The sequence below is a fragment of the Streptosporangium saharense genome (genome assembly GCF_014203715.1).
Taxonomy (GTDB): Bacteria; Actinomycetota; Actinomycetes; order Streptosporangiales; family Streptosporangiaceae; genus Streptosporangium; species Streptosporangium saharense.
Map to the genome: position 1 here is coordinate 186983 of NZ_JACHJP010000003.1, position 14201 is coordinate 201183.

Here is a 14201-nt window from a genome sequence, read left to right on the forward strand (position 1 = left end):
ATGGCGCGGTGCCCACCTCCGAGAACGGTCCTGACATCCACGACGCCGGGGACGAGACCTGGGGGAGCGAGGCGGCACAGGTGCTGCAGCGCGTCTTCGGGTACGCCTCGTTCAGGCAGGGGCAGCAGGAGATCATCGACCACGTCGTCGGGGGTGGCGACGCCCTGGTGCTGATGCCGACCGGTGGCGGCAAGTCCCTGTGCTACCAGATCCCCGCTCTCGTACGGCAGGGCGTCGGCGTCGTCGTCTCCCCCCTCATCGCGCTCATGCAGGACCAGGTGGACGCGCTGAGGGCCCTCGGGGTGCGGGCCGGGTTCCTGAACTCCACGCAGGACTACGACGAGCGCGCCTCCGTCGAGTCGGCCTTCCTGGCGGGTGAGCTCGACCTGCTCTACCTGGCGCCGGAGCGGCTGCGGACGGAGGCGACGCTGCGGCTGCTCGACCGGGGCAAGATCTCGCTGTTCGCCATCGACGAGGCGCACTGCGTGGCCCAGTGGGGGCACGACTTCAGGCCCGACTACCTGGCGCTGTCCACGCTGCACGAGCGCTGGCCCGACGTGCCCCGCATCGCGCTGACCGCGACCGCGACCCCGGCCACCCACGCCGAGATCGCCTCCCGGCTGAACCTTGAGCAGGCCCGGCACTTCGTGGCCAGCTTCGACCGCCCGAACATCCAGTACCGCATCGAGCCGAAGAACGAGCCGAAGCGGCAGCTACTCAAGCTCATCCGCGCCGAGCACCCCGGCGACGCGGGCATCGTCTACTGCCTGTCGCGCTCCTCGGTCGAGAAGATCGCCGAGTTCCTGACGGACAACGGCGTCCAGGCCCTGCCGTACCACGCGGGGCTCGACGCGCGGACCAGGGCGGAGAACCAGTCGCGCTTCCTGCGGGAGGACGGGCTGGTCATGGTCGCGACCATCGCCTTCGGGATGGGCATCGACAAGCCGGACGTGCGTTTCGTCGCCCATCTCGACCTGCCCAAGTCGGTCGAGGGCTACTACCAGGAGACCGGCAGGGCGGGGCGGGACGGCCTGCCCTCGACGGCCTGGCTGGCGTACGGCCTGCAGGACGTGGTGCAGCAGCGCAAGCTGATCGACACCTCGGAGGGCGACGACGCGCACCGCAGGCGTCTCGGCACCCACCTTGAGGCGATGCTGGCGCTCTGCGAGACCGTGGAGTGCCGCAGGGTTCGCCTGCTCGACTACTTCGGCCAGCGGGGCGACTCGTGCGGCAACTGCGACACCTGCCTGACCCCGCCCGAGTCGTGGGACGGCACGGTCGCCGCGCAGAAGGTCCTGTCCACCGTGTTCAGACTCGACCGGGAGCGGCGCCAGAGGTTCGGCACCGGGCAGATCGTGGACATCCTGCTGGGCAGGAGCACGCCCAAGGTGCTCCAGCACAGGCACGACTCGCTGACGGTGTTCGGCGTCGGCACCGAGCTCGGCGAGGCCGAGTGGCGTGCCGTGGTACGGCAGTTGCTGGCCCAGGGGTTGCTGACCGTCGAGGGCGACTACGGCACGCTGCTGCTGACCGAGGCGAGTTCCGAGGTGCTCGGACGCAGGCGGCAGGTCATGATGCGGCGTCAGCTCCACAAGCAGCCCCAGGGGGAGGCCCGCGCCAAGGGCGCCAAGCCCCGCCGGATGACCCAGGAGGACCTGCCGGAGGAGGCGGTGCCGGTCTTCGAGCGGCTTCGGGCCTGGCGCGCGGCCACGGCGAAGGAGCAGGGGGTGCCCGCGTACGTGATCTTCCACGACGCGACCCTGCGGGAGTTCGCGGCAAGGATGCCGTCGAGCCTGGCGGAGCTGGGCACGGTCAGCGGCGTCGGCGAGAACAAACTCGCCAAGTACGGTCAGGAGATCCTGGACGTCCTCGCGGAGGAAGGGGCCTGACGGGGGCTCTCCTCTGACACGCGGGGACGCGCTTGTCAACAGTGCCGAAATGAAGTCGTCAGTGCCGAAATAGAACTTTTCGTAGACATTGGCGGAATTTGTCTCGATAATTCGGTTTCGTTGCACCTGTTGTTCGCAAGCCCCCACCAACGCGGCCCGTAACCCGCCGCGTCGTCAATGCCCGGCGACTTGTCGTGCCGGGCGACAGAAGGGTCACCCCCCATGAAGCGAACCCCCCGCCTACTGGCGCTGGCAGTGTCATTCCTGCTGGCAGCGGTAGGTGTCCTCATCACGCAGACGTCGGCCTTCGCGGCCAACGTGGTCGTGAACCCGGACTTCGAGGCCGGATCAGTCTCGCCGTGGTCATGTACCGGAGGGCTGGGCTCGGTGGTCAGCTCGCCGGTGCACTCCGGCAGCGGCGCGCTCGCCGGCGCGGCCAGCGGTTCCGACACCGCCCAGTGCGCCCAGACCGTGACCGTCAAGCCGAACTCCGCCTACACCGTGAGCGCCTGGGTGCGCGGTAGCTACGTCTACCTCGGTGTGAACGGCGGCTCGTCCACCTGGACCTCCTCGGCCTCGTCGTACACGAAGCTCAGCGTGTCCCTCAACACCGGCGCCAACCAGACCAGCGCGGTCATCTACCTGCACGGTTGGTACGGCCAGGGCACCTACTACGCCGACGACATCAGCGTCGAGGGCCCGCCCGGACCGACGCCGACCGTCACCCCCACCGTCACGCCGACCGTGACCCCCACGGTCACCCCGACCGTCACCCCCACCGTGACGCCCACGGTCACGCCGACCGTGACCCCGACGGTGACGCCCACCGTGACCCCGACTGTGACCCCGACCGTCACGCCCACCGGCAGCACCTGCGCGGTGAAGTCGCGGCCCGCGGGCAAGGTCATCCAGGGCTACTGGGAGAACTGGGACGGCGCCATCAACGGCGTGCACCCGCCGTTCGGCTGGACGCCGATCAACGACCCCCGCATCCTCCAGCACGGCTACAACGTGATCAACGCCGCGTTCCCGGTCATCCGCTCCGACGGCACCGTGCTGTGGGAGGACGGCATGGACGCCACGGTCAAGGTCTCGACCCCCGCTGAGATGTGCGCGGCCAAGGCCGCCGGTGCCACGATCCTGATGTCGATCGGCGGCGCGACCGCGGGCATCGACCTCAGCTCCAGCACCGTCGCCGACAAGTTCGTCGCGACCGTCGTGCCGATCCTGAAGAAGTACAACTTCGACGGCATCGACATCGACATCGAGACCGGTCTGTCCGGCAGCGGCAACATCAACCAGTTGTCCGCCTCGCAGTCCAACCTCATCCGGATCATCGACGGCGTGCTCGCCCAGATGCCCTCCAACTTCGGCCTCACCATGGCCCCCGAGACGGCCTACGTGACCGGCGGAAGCGTGACCTACGGCTCCATCTGGGGCGCCTACCTGCCGATCATCAAGAAGTACGCGGACAACGGCCGCCTGTGGTGGCTGAACATGCAGTACTACAACGGCAGCATGTACGGCTGCTCCGGTGACTCCTACTCCGCGGGCACGGTCCAGGGCTTCACCGCCCAGACCACCTGCCTGAACAACGGTCTGGTCATCCAGGGCACCACGATCAAGGTTCCCTACGACAAGCAGGTTCCCGGTCTGCCCGCGCAGCCCGGCGCCGGAGGTGGCTACATGTCTCCCTCGCTGGTCTCCCAGAGCTGGAACGCCTTCGGCGGTCAGCTCAAGGGCCTGATGACCTGGTCCATCAACTGGGACGGGTCGAAGAGCTGGAGCTTCGGCGACAACGTCAAGGCACTGCAGGGCCGCTAGCCGGTCCGCGAGGGCCGTCCCCGGACGTGAGGTCCGGGGGCGGCCCTTCGCCTTTCCGGAGGCGGAAAGTGTGCCCGGGAGGCCCCGCGCGGGCCACGACCGTCACTTCCGTACGATCTCGTCACGGACGTAGGCCCCTGTTTGGCGAACAAGTTGCCGACATTCTGGAATGATCGCATTCATATCCTGTCGGACATCGAGACTGACGGACAGTGAGTGAGATGCCCCCCATCGACGAAATCACCGCCTTCGCGTCGGACAAACCGGTCGTAACGGTCATCATCTGTGTGATCGGCCTGGCGCTTCTCGGCGTGGCCTACCTCGCGGTCAGAGCCCTCTACCGGGCCGCGAACCAGTTCTTCCACCGCTACGTCGCGCCCCGCCCGGCCGAGGACATCCTCACCATCGTGGCCGCCAGCATCGCCACCGGCGTGTCCGCCCAGGGCATGTGGCGCTTCTCCGGCGACGTGCTCGGCTTCGACGGCCCGCTGCGGCTGCTGCTCTTCGCGTTCATCGAGGTCGCGGTGATCACCAGCGCGGTGCGGGCCCGCCGCAACATGCGGGAGAACTACTCCGCGGGCATCGACGGCATCGCCGTGTGGACGCTTACCGGTCTGTCCGCCGTACTGTCCAGCATGGACGCCCGCAGCCTCGCCGAGGCCGTCTTCCGCCTGGCCGCCCCGCTGGTCGCCGCCTGGCTGTGGGAGCGGGGCATGGCGATCGAACGGCACCGCATCACCGGACGGCACCGCATCAACTGGCGGCTCACCCCCGAGCGCATGCTGGTCCGCGTCGGCCTCGCCGAGGTCAGCGACCGTACGGCCAGCGAGGTGGACGCCCACCGGCGCCTGACCAGGGTCGCGCTCGCGGCCAAGCGCGCCCGTGCCCTGCGTGAGGCGGGGGCCTCGGACAGGAAGATGCGCGGCGCGCTCACCAAGCTGGACAAGGCGATGGACCGGGCTGTCGAGCACACCGGCCTGGCGGTCGACAGCGCCCGCCAGGAGGCGCTGCTGTCCCAGATAGGCGCGCTCTACAACACCTCCGCCCTGATCGACCTGACCCCGCCGGTCCCGTGGGCTCCGGAGGAGGAGCAGCCGCGTATGGCGCACGCGCTGCCCGCGGCGGGGATGGACGACGACGACGAGGGCGAGGTCGAGATGCTCGACTCTCCGGCGCCCGTGGTCGACACCGCCCAGCGCGCGGCCCTGCTGCGCGCCGCCAGGGAGTACTGGGACAAGCAGATCGAGCGCAAGTTCGTCCCCAGGGCCTCCGACATCGCCCACGAGATCGGCATCTCGCTGGCGACCGCCCGTGAGTACCGCGCCCTGTGGAAGCTCGAACCCCGCGCCCACGCGCTGATCGAGGCCGCCTTCAAGGAGCACGGCATCGTCGACACCGGCACCTTCCCGGCGATCGAGACCCAGCAGGAGCGCGTCCTCACCGTCAACGGCTCCTCACACGGCTGAGAGCGCGGAGCGGGGCCGCCGTCACACCGGCGGGTCCCGCTCCTCGACCTCCGCGCTGCCGTTGACGCGGAGCTTGCGGCGGGCGCGCTCGTAGAAGGTCGTGTCGCCGAGCCGTACGACCCAGGCGGCCGCGCGCAGTGCCGTGACGGTGAGCCGGTCTCCCGGGGACAGCTGGCCCGCGACCGCGCCGTCCACCTCGACGGCCAGCGTGCCGCTCGCCGGGAGCAGCTCCAGCGTGACCTCCTCGTCGGCCGAGAGCACCATGGCCCGGTTGAACGCCGAGTGGGCGGCCGCGGGCACGACGAGGAACCCCTCGACAGTCGGGGAGACGATGGGGCCTCCCGCGGAGAAGCTGTAGGCGGTCGATCCGGTCGAGGTGGCGACGATGACGGCGTCGGCGGCGTAGCTGACGAAGGGGTGCCCCTCGACGGAGACCGCGACCGCCGAGAGCCCGTCACCGGGGACGCGCACCAGGGCGACGTCGTTGAACGCGGTCACCGTGCCCGCCCCGGGCAGCGTGGCCTGGACCGCCATGCGGGGCTCGACGGTGTGGCGGTGGCCGTCGATGGCCGACAGCGCCCTGGGCAGCCCCTCGACGTCGATCTCGGGCAGAAATCCCAGCCTGCCGAGGTTCACCCCGAGGATGGGCGTCGGCCGTCCCGCGATGAGGCGCATGGTGCGCAGCATGGTGCCGTCGCCGCCCAGGCTGACGAGCAGGTCCGCCCTGCCGACCAGCGTCTCGGCGTCGACCGCGACCGCGCTGCAGTCGATGCGCCCGACCTCCTCAGGCAGGCCGAGCACCGTGACACCACGCCCGCGCGCCCAGTCGATGACGGCGTCGATGGCCGTCTTCGAGTCGCGGCGCGGGTGCAGAACCAGTCCGACCGTCTCGACCAACCCCATCCCGCCACTGTACGGCGCGCCGCGCGGCCGTCTCCGGACCCGGGGCCGCCCTGTAAAAGATCACTTATGTGTGGACAGCGCATGATGACTTAGGGTTCCGCCCAAAGAATCCTTTATAGCCGTTCGATCCGAATTTTCCGACAATGGCGATTTTTGTATTTCACCGAATGATGTTTAATGCTTGACAACCTATTTAACGAACCACCAAGATTGGATCGCTCCGCGACGACTGCCTGTGCCCGAACCCCCGTGTCAGGGGCGGAATGGCGCTGTGAATTCGGTCGCGGTCAATCCCCCCGGTCTCCTTTTCTCTGATTCAGGTTCCCGGCCCTTTTCGATCCGACTACGGATGGACGGTGTGTTGTGACGGAGCTCGATCCCGGAAGGTCGCAGCTGAGCCTCGGCGTGGACGCGGCGCGAAATCTCGCGACCACGACCAAGACGGTTCCGCAGATGCAGGAGATCTCCTCCCGGTGGCTGCTGCGCATGCTGCCGTGGGTGCAGGTCTCCGGTGGCACCTACCGGGTCAACCGGCGCCTCAGTTACACCCTCGGCGACGGGCGGGTGAGCTTCACCACCGCCGGTTCCGAGGTGCGGGTCGTGCCCGCCGAGTTGCGCGAACTGCCCTCGCTGCGCCAGTTCGACGACCCCGAGGTGCTGCAGGCGCTCGCCGACCGCTTCACCCAGCGGGACTTCTCCGCCGGGGACGTGCTGGTCCAGGCGGGTGAGCCCGCCGACGAGGTGGTGCTCGTCGCGCACGGCAAGGTCAACAAGATCGGTGCCGGGCCGTACGGTGACGAGGTCGTGCTGGCCGTGCTGGCCGGGGGTGACCACTTCGGCGACGAGGCGCTGACCGGGCAGCGGGGCGACTGGGACTTCACGGTCAAGGCCCAGACCGCGGGCACCGCGCTGTTCCTGCCGGGAGACGCCCTCCGCGAGCTCGTCGAGCGCTCGCAGGAGCTGCGCGAGCACCTGCGAGCGCTGGAGACAACTCCGAAGGGCCCGCAGAACAAGTACGGCGAGGCCGCCATCGAGGTGTCCGCGGGACACAGCGGTGAGCCCGACCTGCCGGGCACGTTCGTCGAGTACGAGCTGTCCCCCCGCGAGTACCAGCTCAGCGTCGCCCAGACCGTGCTGCGCGTGCACACCAGGGTCGCCGACCTCTACAACGACCCGATGGACCAGGTCGAGCAGCAGCTCAGGCTGACCATCGAGGCGCTGCGCGAGCGCCAGGAGCACGAGCTGATCAACAACACCGAGTTCGGGCTGCTGCACAACGCCGACCTCAAGCAGCGCATCCACACCAGGACGGGCCCGCCCACCCCGGACGACCTCGACGAGCTGCTCAGCCGCCGTAGGAGGACGCAGTTCTTCCTCGCGCACCCGCGCGCCATCGCCGCCTTCGGCCGGGAGTGCACTCGCAGGGGGATCTACCCCGTCGGCGCCGAGTTCGGCGGGCACACCGTCCCCGCCTGGCGGGGTGTCCCGATCTTCCCGTGCAACAAGATCCCGATCACCGGCAGCCGCACCACGTCGATCCTCGCGCTGCGGACCGGAGAGGACGACCAGGGGGTCGTCGGCCTGCACCAGACGGGCATCCCGGACGAGTATCAGCCCAGCCTGTCGGTCCGTTTCATGGGCATCAACGAGAAGGCCATTATCTCGTACCTGGTCAGCGCCTACTACTCGGCCGCGGTTCTGGTTCCCGACGCTCTCGGAATCCTGGAAGACGTCGAACTCGGGCACTGAGAACCGGACATGAGGTCTTTCGCGCCCCTCACTTTCTTCGTGTCGTGTCCAGGGTGCGGAAAATCTCATCGGAGAATGGCGCTCACGCATATCGAGAAATGGGTGTGCAGGCCGGTAGCATCCGAATACGGGTGCTACCGGACGGGCATGCTCACCCGGGACCCGCGCGCGTGTGACGCCACAGGAGACGGGTCTCCACGCGCGCACACCCACCCGGACACGCCAGATGAGGAGTTCGACCTCATGACCGACCGCTACGAGGGCGTGAAGACATGACGGCGGTTGACAGGGGCCAGACGGCGAGCACCACGGCTGACATGCCCGGACCCGTGGCCGGGGAGTGTTCCCCGGCCACCGGCCGGAGACCGGCGTCCAGGCAGGACCTGGCGGCCGGACCGGCAGGGGAGGGCCGCCAGACGACCAGGAGGGCCACCGAGGAGGGCCGCTCGGTGGGCGAGGTGCTCCGCTGGAGCCGTGACACGGTCGAGCCGGTCCTGCGGTCCGCGATCGACACGCTGCCCTCCTCGATGCGGCACATCGCCGGATACCACTTCGGCTGGTGGGACGAGCAGGCCCGGCCGACCAGGGCCGACAGCGGCAAGGCGATCCGGCCCGCGCTCGTCCTGCTGGCCGCGGAGGCGGTCGGCGCGAGCGCTGCCTCCGCGCTGCCCGCGGCGGTCGCCGTCGAGCTGGCGCACAACTTCTCCCTCCTGCACGACGACGTGATGGACGGCGACCGGACCCGCAGGCACCGCCCGACGGCCTGGAGCGTCTTCGGGATCAGCCCGGCGATCCTGGCCGGAGACTCCCTGCTGGCGCTGGCCTACGACGCCCTGTCCGCCGGTGGGCACCCGACGGCCCAGGAGGCGACCCGTGTCTTCGGGGCCGCGATCCAGGACCTGCTCGAAGGCCAGAACGCGGACGTGGCCTTCGAGGGGCGTCAGGACGTCGAGCTGGCCGAGTGCCTGGCCATGGTGGCGGGCAAGACGGGCGCCCTGCTGGGATGCTCCTGCGCGCTCGGCGCCCTGCTCGGCGGCGGCACCCCGGAGCAGGTCGAACGGCTGCGCGCCTTCGGTGCCGATCTGGGGCTGGCCTTCCAACTGGTCGACGACCTGCTGGGCATCTGGGGCGACCCCGAGGTGACCGGCAAACCGGTCTACTCTGATCTGCGCAGCCGCAAGAAGTCCCTGCCCGTGGTGGCCGCGCTCGCCTCCCAGACTCCCGCCGGGCGTGAGCTGGCGGGTCTCTACCACCGGGAGCACCCGCTGAGCGATGCCGACCTGGCCCACGCCGCCGACCTCGTCGAGGCCGCGGGCGGCCGGGCCTGGAGCCAGGAACGGGCCGACGAACTGCTGACCGGCGCGCTGCGCCACCTGCGCGAGGCCGACCCCGCCCCCAGGGCCGCCGCCGAGCTGAGGGCACTCGCCCGGCTTGTCACCCGTCGCGACCGCTGACCCGTTCGGGGCATACCGCTGGATGATGGTCAAGTGCGGGGTATGCCTGCCTTGACCGCCGATGGCAACCTGATCGCAAGTTCGTTGTCGACTGGCTCGGATCAGATTGGATCGGCGTCGTGAGGGTGGCATTCGTCGGTAAGGGCGGCAGTGGGAAGACGACCGTGTCGGCGCTGTTCGCGCGCTATGTGGCGAGCCGGGGGCTGCCGGTCGTGGCGATCGACGCCGACATCAACCAGCACCTGGGCATGGTGCTGGGGATGGAGGATCAGGCGCTTCCCCGCCCGATGGGCTCGCACCTGACGGAGATCAAGGAGTGGTTGCGGGGCGACAACCCGCGCATCTCCTCGGCCGCCGCGATGGTCAAGACCACCCCACCAGGCTGGGGCTCGCGGCTGCTGGACCTGCCGCCCGCCGCCGTCACCGGCCTCCCCACGACGGACCCGATCCATGAGGAGTTCGCGGTGGCGGCGCCGTACGGGCCGTGGCTGATGGCGACGGGGCCGTTCGGTGAGTCCGATCTGGGGGTGGCGTGTTACCACTCCAAGGTGGGGGCGGTCGAGCTGTATTTGAACCATCTGGTGGACGGGCCGGGGCAGTACGTGGTGGTGGACATGACGGCCGGGGCCGACTCCTTCGCCTCGGGGTTGTTCACCCGGTTCGACCTGACGTTCCTGGTGGCCGAGCCGACCCGCCAGGGGGTGGGGGTGTATCGGCAGTATCGGGAGTACGCCGCCGACTACGGGGTGGCGGTCGCGGTGGTCGGCAACAAGGTGCAAAGCCCCCAGGACGTGGCGTTCCTGCGCGAGCACGTGGGCTCGGACCTGCTGGTGTGCCTGGGGCACTCGGGTGTGGTGCGCGGGATGGAGCAGGGCCGGCCGTTCGGGCTGGAGGACCTGGAGCCGGAGGTCTCCTCCGGCCTTGGGACACTGCTGGAGGCGGTGGACGGCCGGGAGAAGGACTGGGAGCGCTTCGGCCGTCAGACGGTGGAGTTCCATCTGCGCAACGCGCGGGCCTGGGCGAACCGGGCCACGGGAGAGGATCTGGCGGCCCAGATCGACCCCGACTTCGTCTTCGGACCCCAGATCACGGCCGCGGGCTCCCCGGCCTGACCGGCCTCTCTCCCGGGGCGCCGCGGGCGCGGTGTCAGGGCTTCCTGCCCACGCCGCACACGATCAGCGACTCCGAGGGGTCGTCGTAGATCGGGAAGTCGTCGGGGCGCCACTCGGGCAGCCAGACGAGCCCCGGCCTGACCAGGTCGAACCCGTCGAACAACCGCCGGATGTCAGTCCGCGACCGCAGGACGAGCGGTGAGCTGGCCCGCTTGTAGACCTCCGTGCCCTTCCTCGCGGCCTCCAAGCGGTCGTCGTGGGTGCCGTGGGAGAGGACCAGATAGCTTCCCGAGGGCAGGGCGTCCCTGAGCGTGGCGACGATGCGCCGGGGGTCGTCGGCCTCGGTGATGAAGTGCATGATGGCCACCAGGAGCAGGGCCACGGGCTTCGAGGGGTCCAGGTGGTCGCGGATCTCGGGGGATTCCAGGATCTCCTCGGGCCGCCGCAGGTCGCCGGAGACGACCCTGACCTCTCCCTTCGCCCCCCGCAGGAGGGCCCTGGCGTGCGCCAGGACGATCGGGTCGTGGTCGACGTAGGCGACCCGGGCTTCCGGGTTGATCTCCTGCGCGACCTCGTGGACGTTGCCCTGGGTGGGCAGTCCGGTGCCGATGTCGAGGAACTGGTCGATGCCCTCGCGGGCGAGGAACCTGACGGCCCTGCCGAGGAAGGCGCGGTTCTCCTTGGCGGCGGTGCGCACCTGGGGAACGGAGGCGAGGATCTCCTCGGCGGCGAGACGGTCGGCGGGGAAGTTGTCCTTCCCGCCAAGGTAGTAGTCGTACAACCTGGCGACGCTTGGAGTGTTGACGTCGATCCCGCGTTGCGTCCACTCTTCGTCGGCCACGTTCACCCTCCGCCTGGACAGTCGTGAAGATCTCTAGCCTGAGCGTAATGCCCAATGTGTAGTCATAGGCAATATTTTCAGCAGCAAGCATTACCGGACTTGCGTCCGCCGTACCTGGGAAGATGTGGGAGCGCTACCACGACGGTGTCGCGGCGGGGTCGCGCCGGAGGTGTCGTCCTGACGCGAAAAAGGGGCGGAAGCCCGGGGTGTCCCGGGCTTCCGCGCCATCACACGGGGCCGCCCGAAGGGGGCGGGCGCCGCCTGTGACCGGAGACCTCGCAGGGTCAGCGGTGCCAGCCTCCGCCCCAGACGCGGACGCGGACCGAACGGCTGGTGCTGTCGTCGAGCCTGCGGTCGCCCTCGAAGACGGCGCGGTACTCACCGTCGCGGGTGGCGCGGGCCTTGGTGCGGAACTGGCCACGCCAGCCGGTGTCGGTCGAGGCGACCCACTTCCAGGCGCTGGAGCCGCGCGTGCGGAAGTAGATCCCGACCTCCTCGTTGCGCACGCCCGCCCAGTGGCGGCGGTCGCGGACCTCAAGGCGGCCGGTGAAGTAGACCGAGCGGCCCTTGCGGACCGCGGTGGGGCTGACGCGGAAGCTGGCGATGCGCGTCTCGGCCTTCCTGGCCTGCTCGTGCTTGACGGAGAAGTTCACCTGGTCGGTGAGCTTCTTGCCGTCCTTGTCGTAGGCGTCGGCGATGGCGAGCCAGCGGCCCTCGATGTCATCGCTGTCGAAGCGCGTGCTGAAGCGCCACAGGTCGCCCTCGTGGAAGAGCTTGGCCTCGGGCGCGTCCTGCGCGGCGAGGGTGTTGACGGCGGGCCTGAGGCGGAGCTCGACGCGGGTCGCCTCCGTCGTGCGGACCTCGACCGTGACGTTCGTGTCGTGGCCCTCGGTCACCACGACGGGGTTGGGGTTCACGCTGTCGATGTGCACGCTGAGGGACGCACGCTGGGCGGAGGCCGGGCTCGCGCCCAGCAGGAGGGAGCCGCCCAGGGCTGCGGACAGTAGACCGACGGTGATTCGTTTCATGAAGACGTTTCCTTTTCCCCGTTGCCGAAAACGATCAGGGGCGATCGCTTCCACCTCTATAAGACAGGCTGCTAGGTGCAAAAGTTGCTACAAATCTTGAAAAAGCCCGAAGAAAGTTGCCTCGGAGTAACGTTTGTCGGTAAACCCGCAGGTCAAGGCGATGAAGGTAAGTCGTCCCTTTCTTCGACCTCGAAGTAAATCTTGTCCGATTTGTCGGGAATAGGCGTGTTTGGGGTTTTTGTCCGTGATGGAGTACGGCCCGGCGGGGGATCACGGATAGCGTTTCCCCCATGAGCGCCACGATCGTCGCCAAGGATCTCGCCGCGGGGCACGGCGACCGCGAACTGTTCTCCGGCCTGGATCTGGTCGTCGCCCCCGGCGACGTGGTCGGCCTGGTCGGGGTGAACGGCGCGGGCAAGTCAACGTTGATGCGCATCCTGGCCGGGACGCTGCCCCCCGAGCACGGGTCGGTACGGCTCAGCCCGCCGACCGCCGTGGTCGGCTACCTCCCGCAGGAGCGTGAGCGCAGGCAGGACGAGACGGTCGCGACGTTCCTGGCCAGGCGCACCGGGGTCGCCCAGGCACAGCGCGACCTGGACGCCGCGACCGAGGGGCTGGTCGAGGGGCGTCCCGGCGCCGACGACGACTACGCCGTGAGCCTGGAGCGCTGGCTCACGCTCGGCGGCGCCGACCTTGAGGAACGCGCGCGGGAGGTCGTCGCCGAGGTGGGCCTCGAAGCCGGGCTCGACCGGCCGATGACGGCGCTGTCCGGCGGCCAGGCGGCTCGGGCGGGGATGGCCTCGCTGCTGCTCAGCCGCTATGACGTCTTCCTGCTGGACGAGCCGACCAACGACCTCGACCTGGACGGTCTCGAACGGCTCGAACGCTTCGTGACGGGGCTGCGCGCGGGCACGGTCCTGGTCAGCCACGACCGCGAGTTCCTGGCCAGGACCGTGAACCGGGTCGTGGAGATCGACCTGCCCCAGCGGCGGATCCGCTCTTACGGCGGCGGCTACGAGGCCTACCTCGCCGAACGTGAGCTCGACAGGCAGCACGCCCGCGACGAGTACGAGGAGTACGCGAACACGCTCAGCTCGCTCAGGCAGCGGGCCGGGATGCAGCGCGCCTGGATGGAGAAGGGCGTCAAGAACGCCCGGCGCAAGGCGCAGGACAACGACAAGATCGGCAGGAACTTCCGTACCGAGGCGACGGAGAAGCAGGCCGCCAAGGCCAGGCAGACCGAGCGGATGATCGAACGGCTCGACGAGGTCGAGGAGCCCCGCAAGGAGTGGGAGCTGCGGATGCAGATCGCGGTCGCGCCCAGGGCGGGAGCGGTCGTGGCGACCCTGCGCGGCGCGGTGGTACGGCGCGGCCCCTTCACCCTCGGGCCGGTGGACCTGCAGATCGGCTGGGCCGAGCGGGTGGCGATCACCGGGGCCAACGGCTCCGGCAAGTCCACGCTGCTGGCCGCCATGCTCGGCCGGATCCCGCCGGACGAGGGCGACGCCTCACTCGGCCCCGGCGTGGTCGTCGGTGAGATCGACCAGGCGCGCGGCCTGTTCCTGGGGGAGGAGCCCCTGGCGGACGCCTTCGCGGCGGCGGCCGACGGGATGACCCCGGCGGACGTGCGGACGCTGCTGGCCAAGTTCGGCCTGCGCGCGGCCCACGTGACGCGTACGGGCGCGACCCTGTCACCCGGGGAGCGAACCAGGGCCGCGCTCGCGTTGCTGCAGGCCAGAGGGGTCAACCTGCTCGTTCTCGACGAGCCGACCAACCACCTGGACCTGGCGGCGATCGAGCAGCTTGAGTCCGCGCTCGCCTCCTACCCCGGCACGCTCCTGCTGGTCACCCACGACCGCCGGATGCTCGGCGCCGTGCGCACCACCAGGCACCTGCACGTCACCGAGGGCCGGGTGACCGAACGCTGAGGGCCGC

The 14201-nt window shown here is 69.6% G+C and carries 10 protein-coding genes; 7 read left to right on the forward strand and 3 right to left on the reverse strand.

Going from position 1 to position 14201, the window contains the following annotated elements; genetic code table 11:
* The first annotated feature begins 8 nt into the window (after positions 1-8).
* The 3 genes from recQ to FHS44_RS16875 all read left to right on the forward strand — a co-directional run bounded on the left by recQ (position 9) and on the right by FHS44_RS16875 (position 5179).
* Positions 9-1889 (forward strand): DNA helicase RecQ, encoded by a 1881-nt coding sequence (gene recQ / locus FHS44_RS16865; protein ID WP_312863684.1) that lies wholly within the window; start codon positions 9-11, stop codon positions 1887-1889.
* Between the two features lie 222 nt (positions 1890-2111).
* A complete protein-coding gene (locus FHS44_RS16870; protein WP_184715681.1) occupies positions 2112-3713 on the forward strand; it encodes a glycosyl hydrolase family 18 protein in 1602 nt (533 codons plus the stop codon).
* A gap of 221 nt (positions 3714-3934) precedes the next feature.
* On the forward strand, positions 3935-5179 hold the full coding sequence (locus tag FHS44_RS16875) for a hypothetical protein (protein ID WP_184715682.1): 1245 nt from the start codon (positions 3935-3937) through the stop codon (positions 5177-5179).
* 21 nt (positions 5180-5200) lie between these two features.
* Here the strand turns inward: FHS44_RS16875 and FHS44_RS16880 are convergent, their stop codons facing one another.
* Entirely contained in the window at positions 5201-6082 is an 882-nt protein-coding gene (locus FHS44_RS16880; RefSeq protein ID WP_184715683.1) for an NAD(+)/NADH kinase, read from the reverse strand.
* Between the two features lie 363 nt (positions 6083-6445).
* Between FHS44_RS16880 and FHS44_RS16885 the strand changes: the two genes are divergently transcribed.
* The 3 genes from FHS44_RS16885 to FHS44_RS16895 all read left to right on the forward strand — a co-directional run bounded on the left by FHS44_RS16885 (position 6446) and on the right by FHS44_RS16895 (position 10397).
* Positions 6446-7831 (forward strand): family 2B encapsulin nanocompartment shell protein, encoded by a 1386-nt coding sequence (locus tag FHS44_RS16885; protein ID WP_184715684.1) that lies wholly within the window; start codon positions 6446-6448, stop codon positions 7829-7831.
* 272 nt (positions 7832-8103) lie between these two features.
* Entirely contained in the window at positions 8104-9285 is a 1182-nt protein-coding gene (locus FHS44_RS16890; RefSeq protein WP_246435607.1) for a family 2 encapsulin nanocompartment cargo protein polyprenyl transferase, read from the forward strand.
* Positions 9286-9404: 119 nt separating this feature from the next.
* Complete coding sequence (locus FHS44_RS16895; RefSeq protein ID WP_184715685.1) at positions 9405-10397, forward strand: ATP-binding protein; 993 nt, start codon at positions 9405-9407, stop codon at positions 10395-10397.
* Positions 10398-10431: 34 nt separating this feature from the next.
* Here the strand turns inward: FHS44_RS16895 and FHS44_RS16900 are convergent, their stop codons facing one another.
* Both FHS44_RS16900 and FHS44_RS16905 read right to left on the reverse strand, forming a co-directional pair.
* Entirely contained in the window at positions 10432-11238 is an 807-nt protein-coding gene (locus FHS44_RS16900) for an SAM-dependent methyltransferase (RefSeq protein ID WP_184715686.1), read from the reverse strand.
* Positions 11239-11522: 284 nt separating this feature from the next.
* Positions 11523-12266 (reverse strand): hypothetical protein, encoded by a 744-nt coding sequence (locus tag FHS44_RS16905; protein WP_184715688.1) that lies wholly within the window; start codon positions 12264-12266, stop codon positions 11523-11525.
* Between the two features lie 290 nt (positions 12267-12556).
* Between FHS44_RS16905 and FHS44_RS16910 the strand changes: the two genes are divergently transcribed.
* Positions 12557-14194: an ABC-F family ATP-binding cassette domain-containing protein gene (locus tag FHS44_RS16910; protein WP_184715690.1), complete on the forward strand. Its 1638-nt coding sequence runs from the start codon at positions 12557-12559 to the stop codon at positions 14192-14194.
* The last annotated feature ends 7 nt before the right edge of the window (positions 14195-14201 follow it).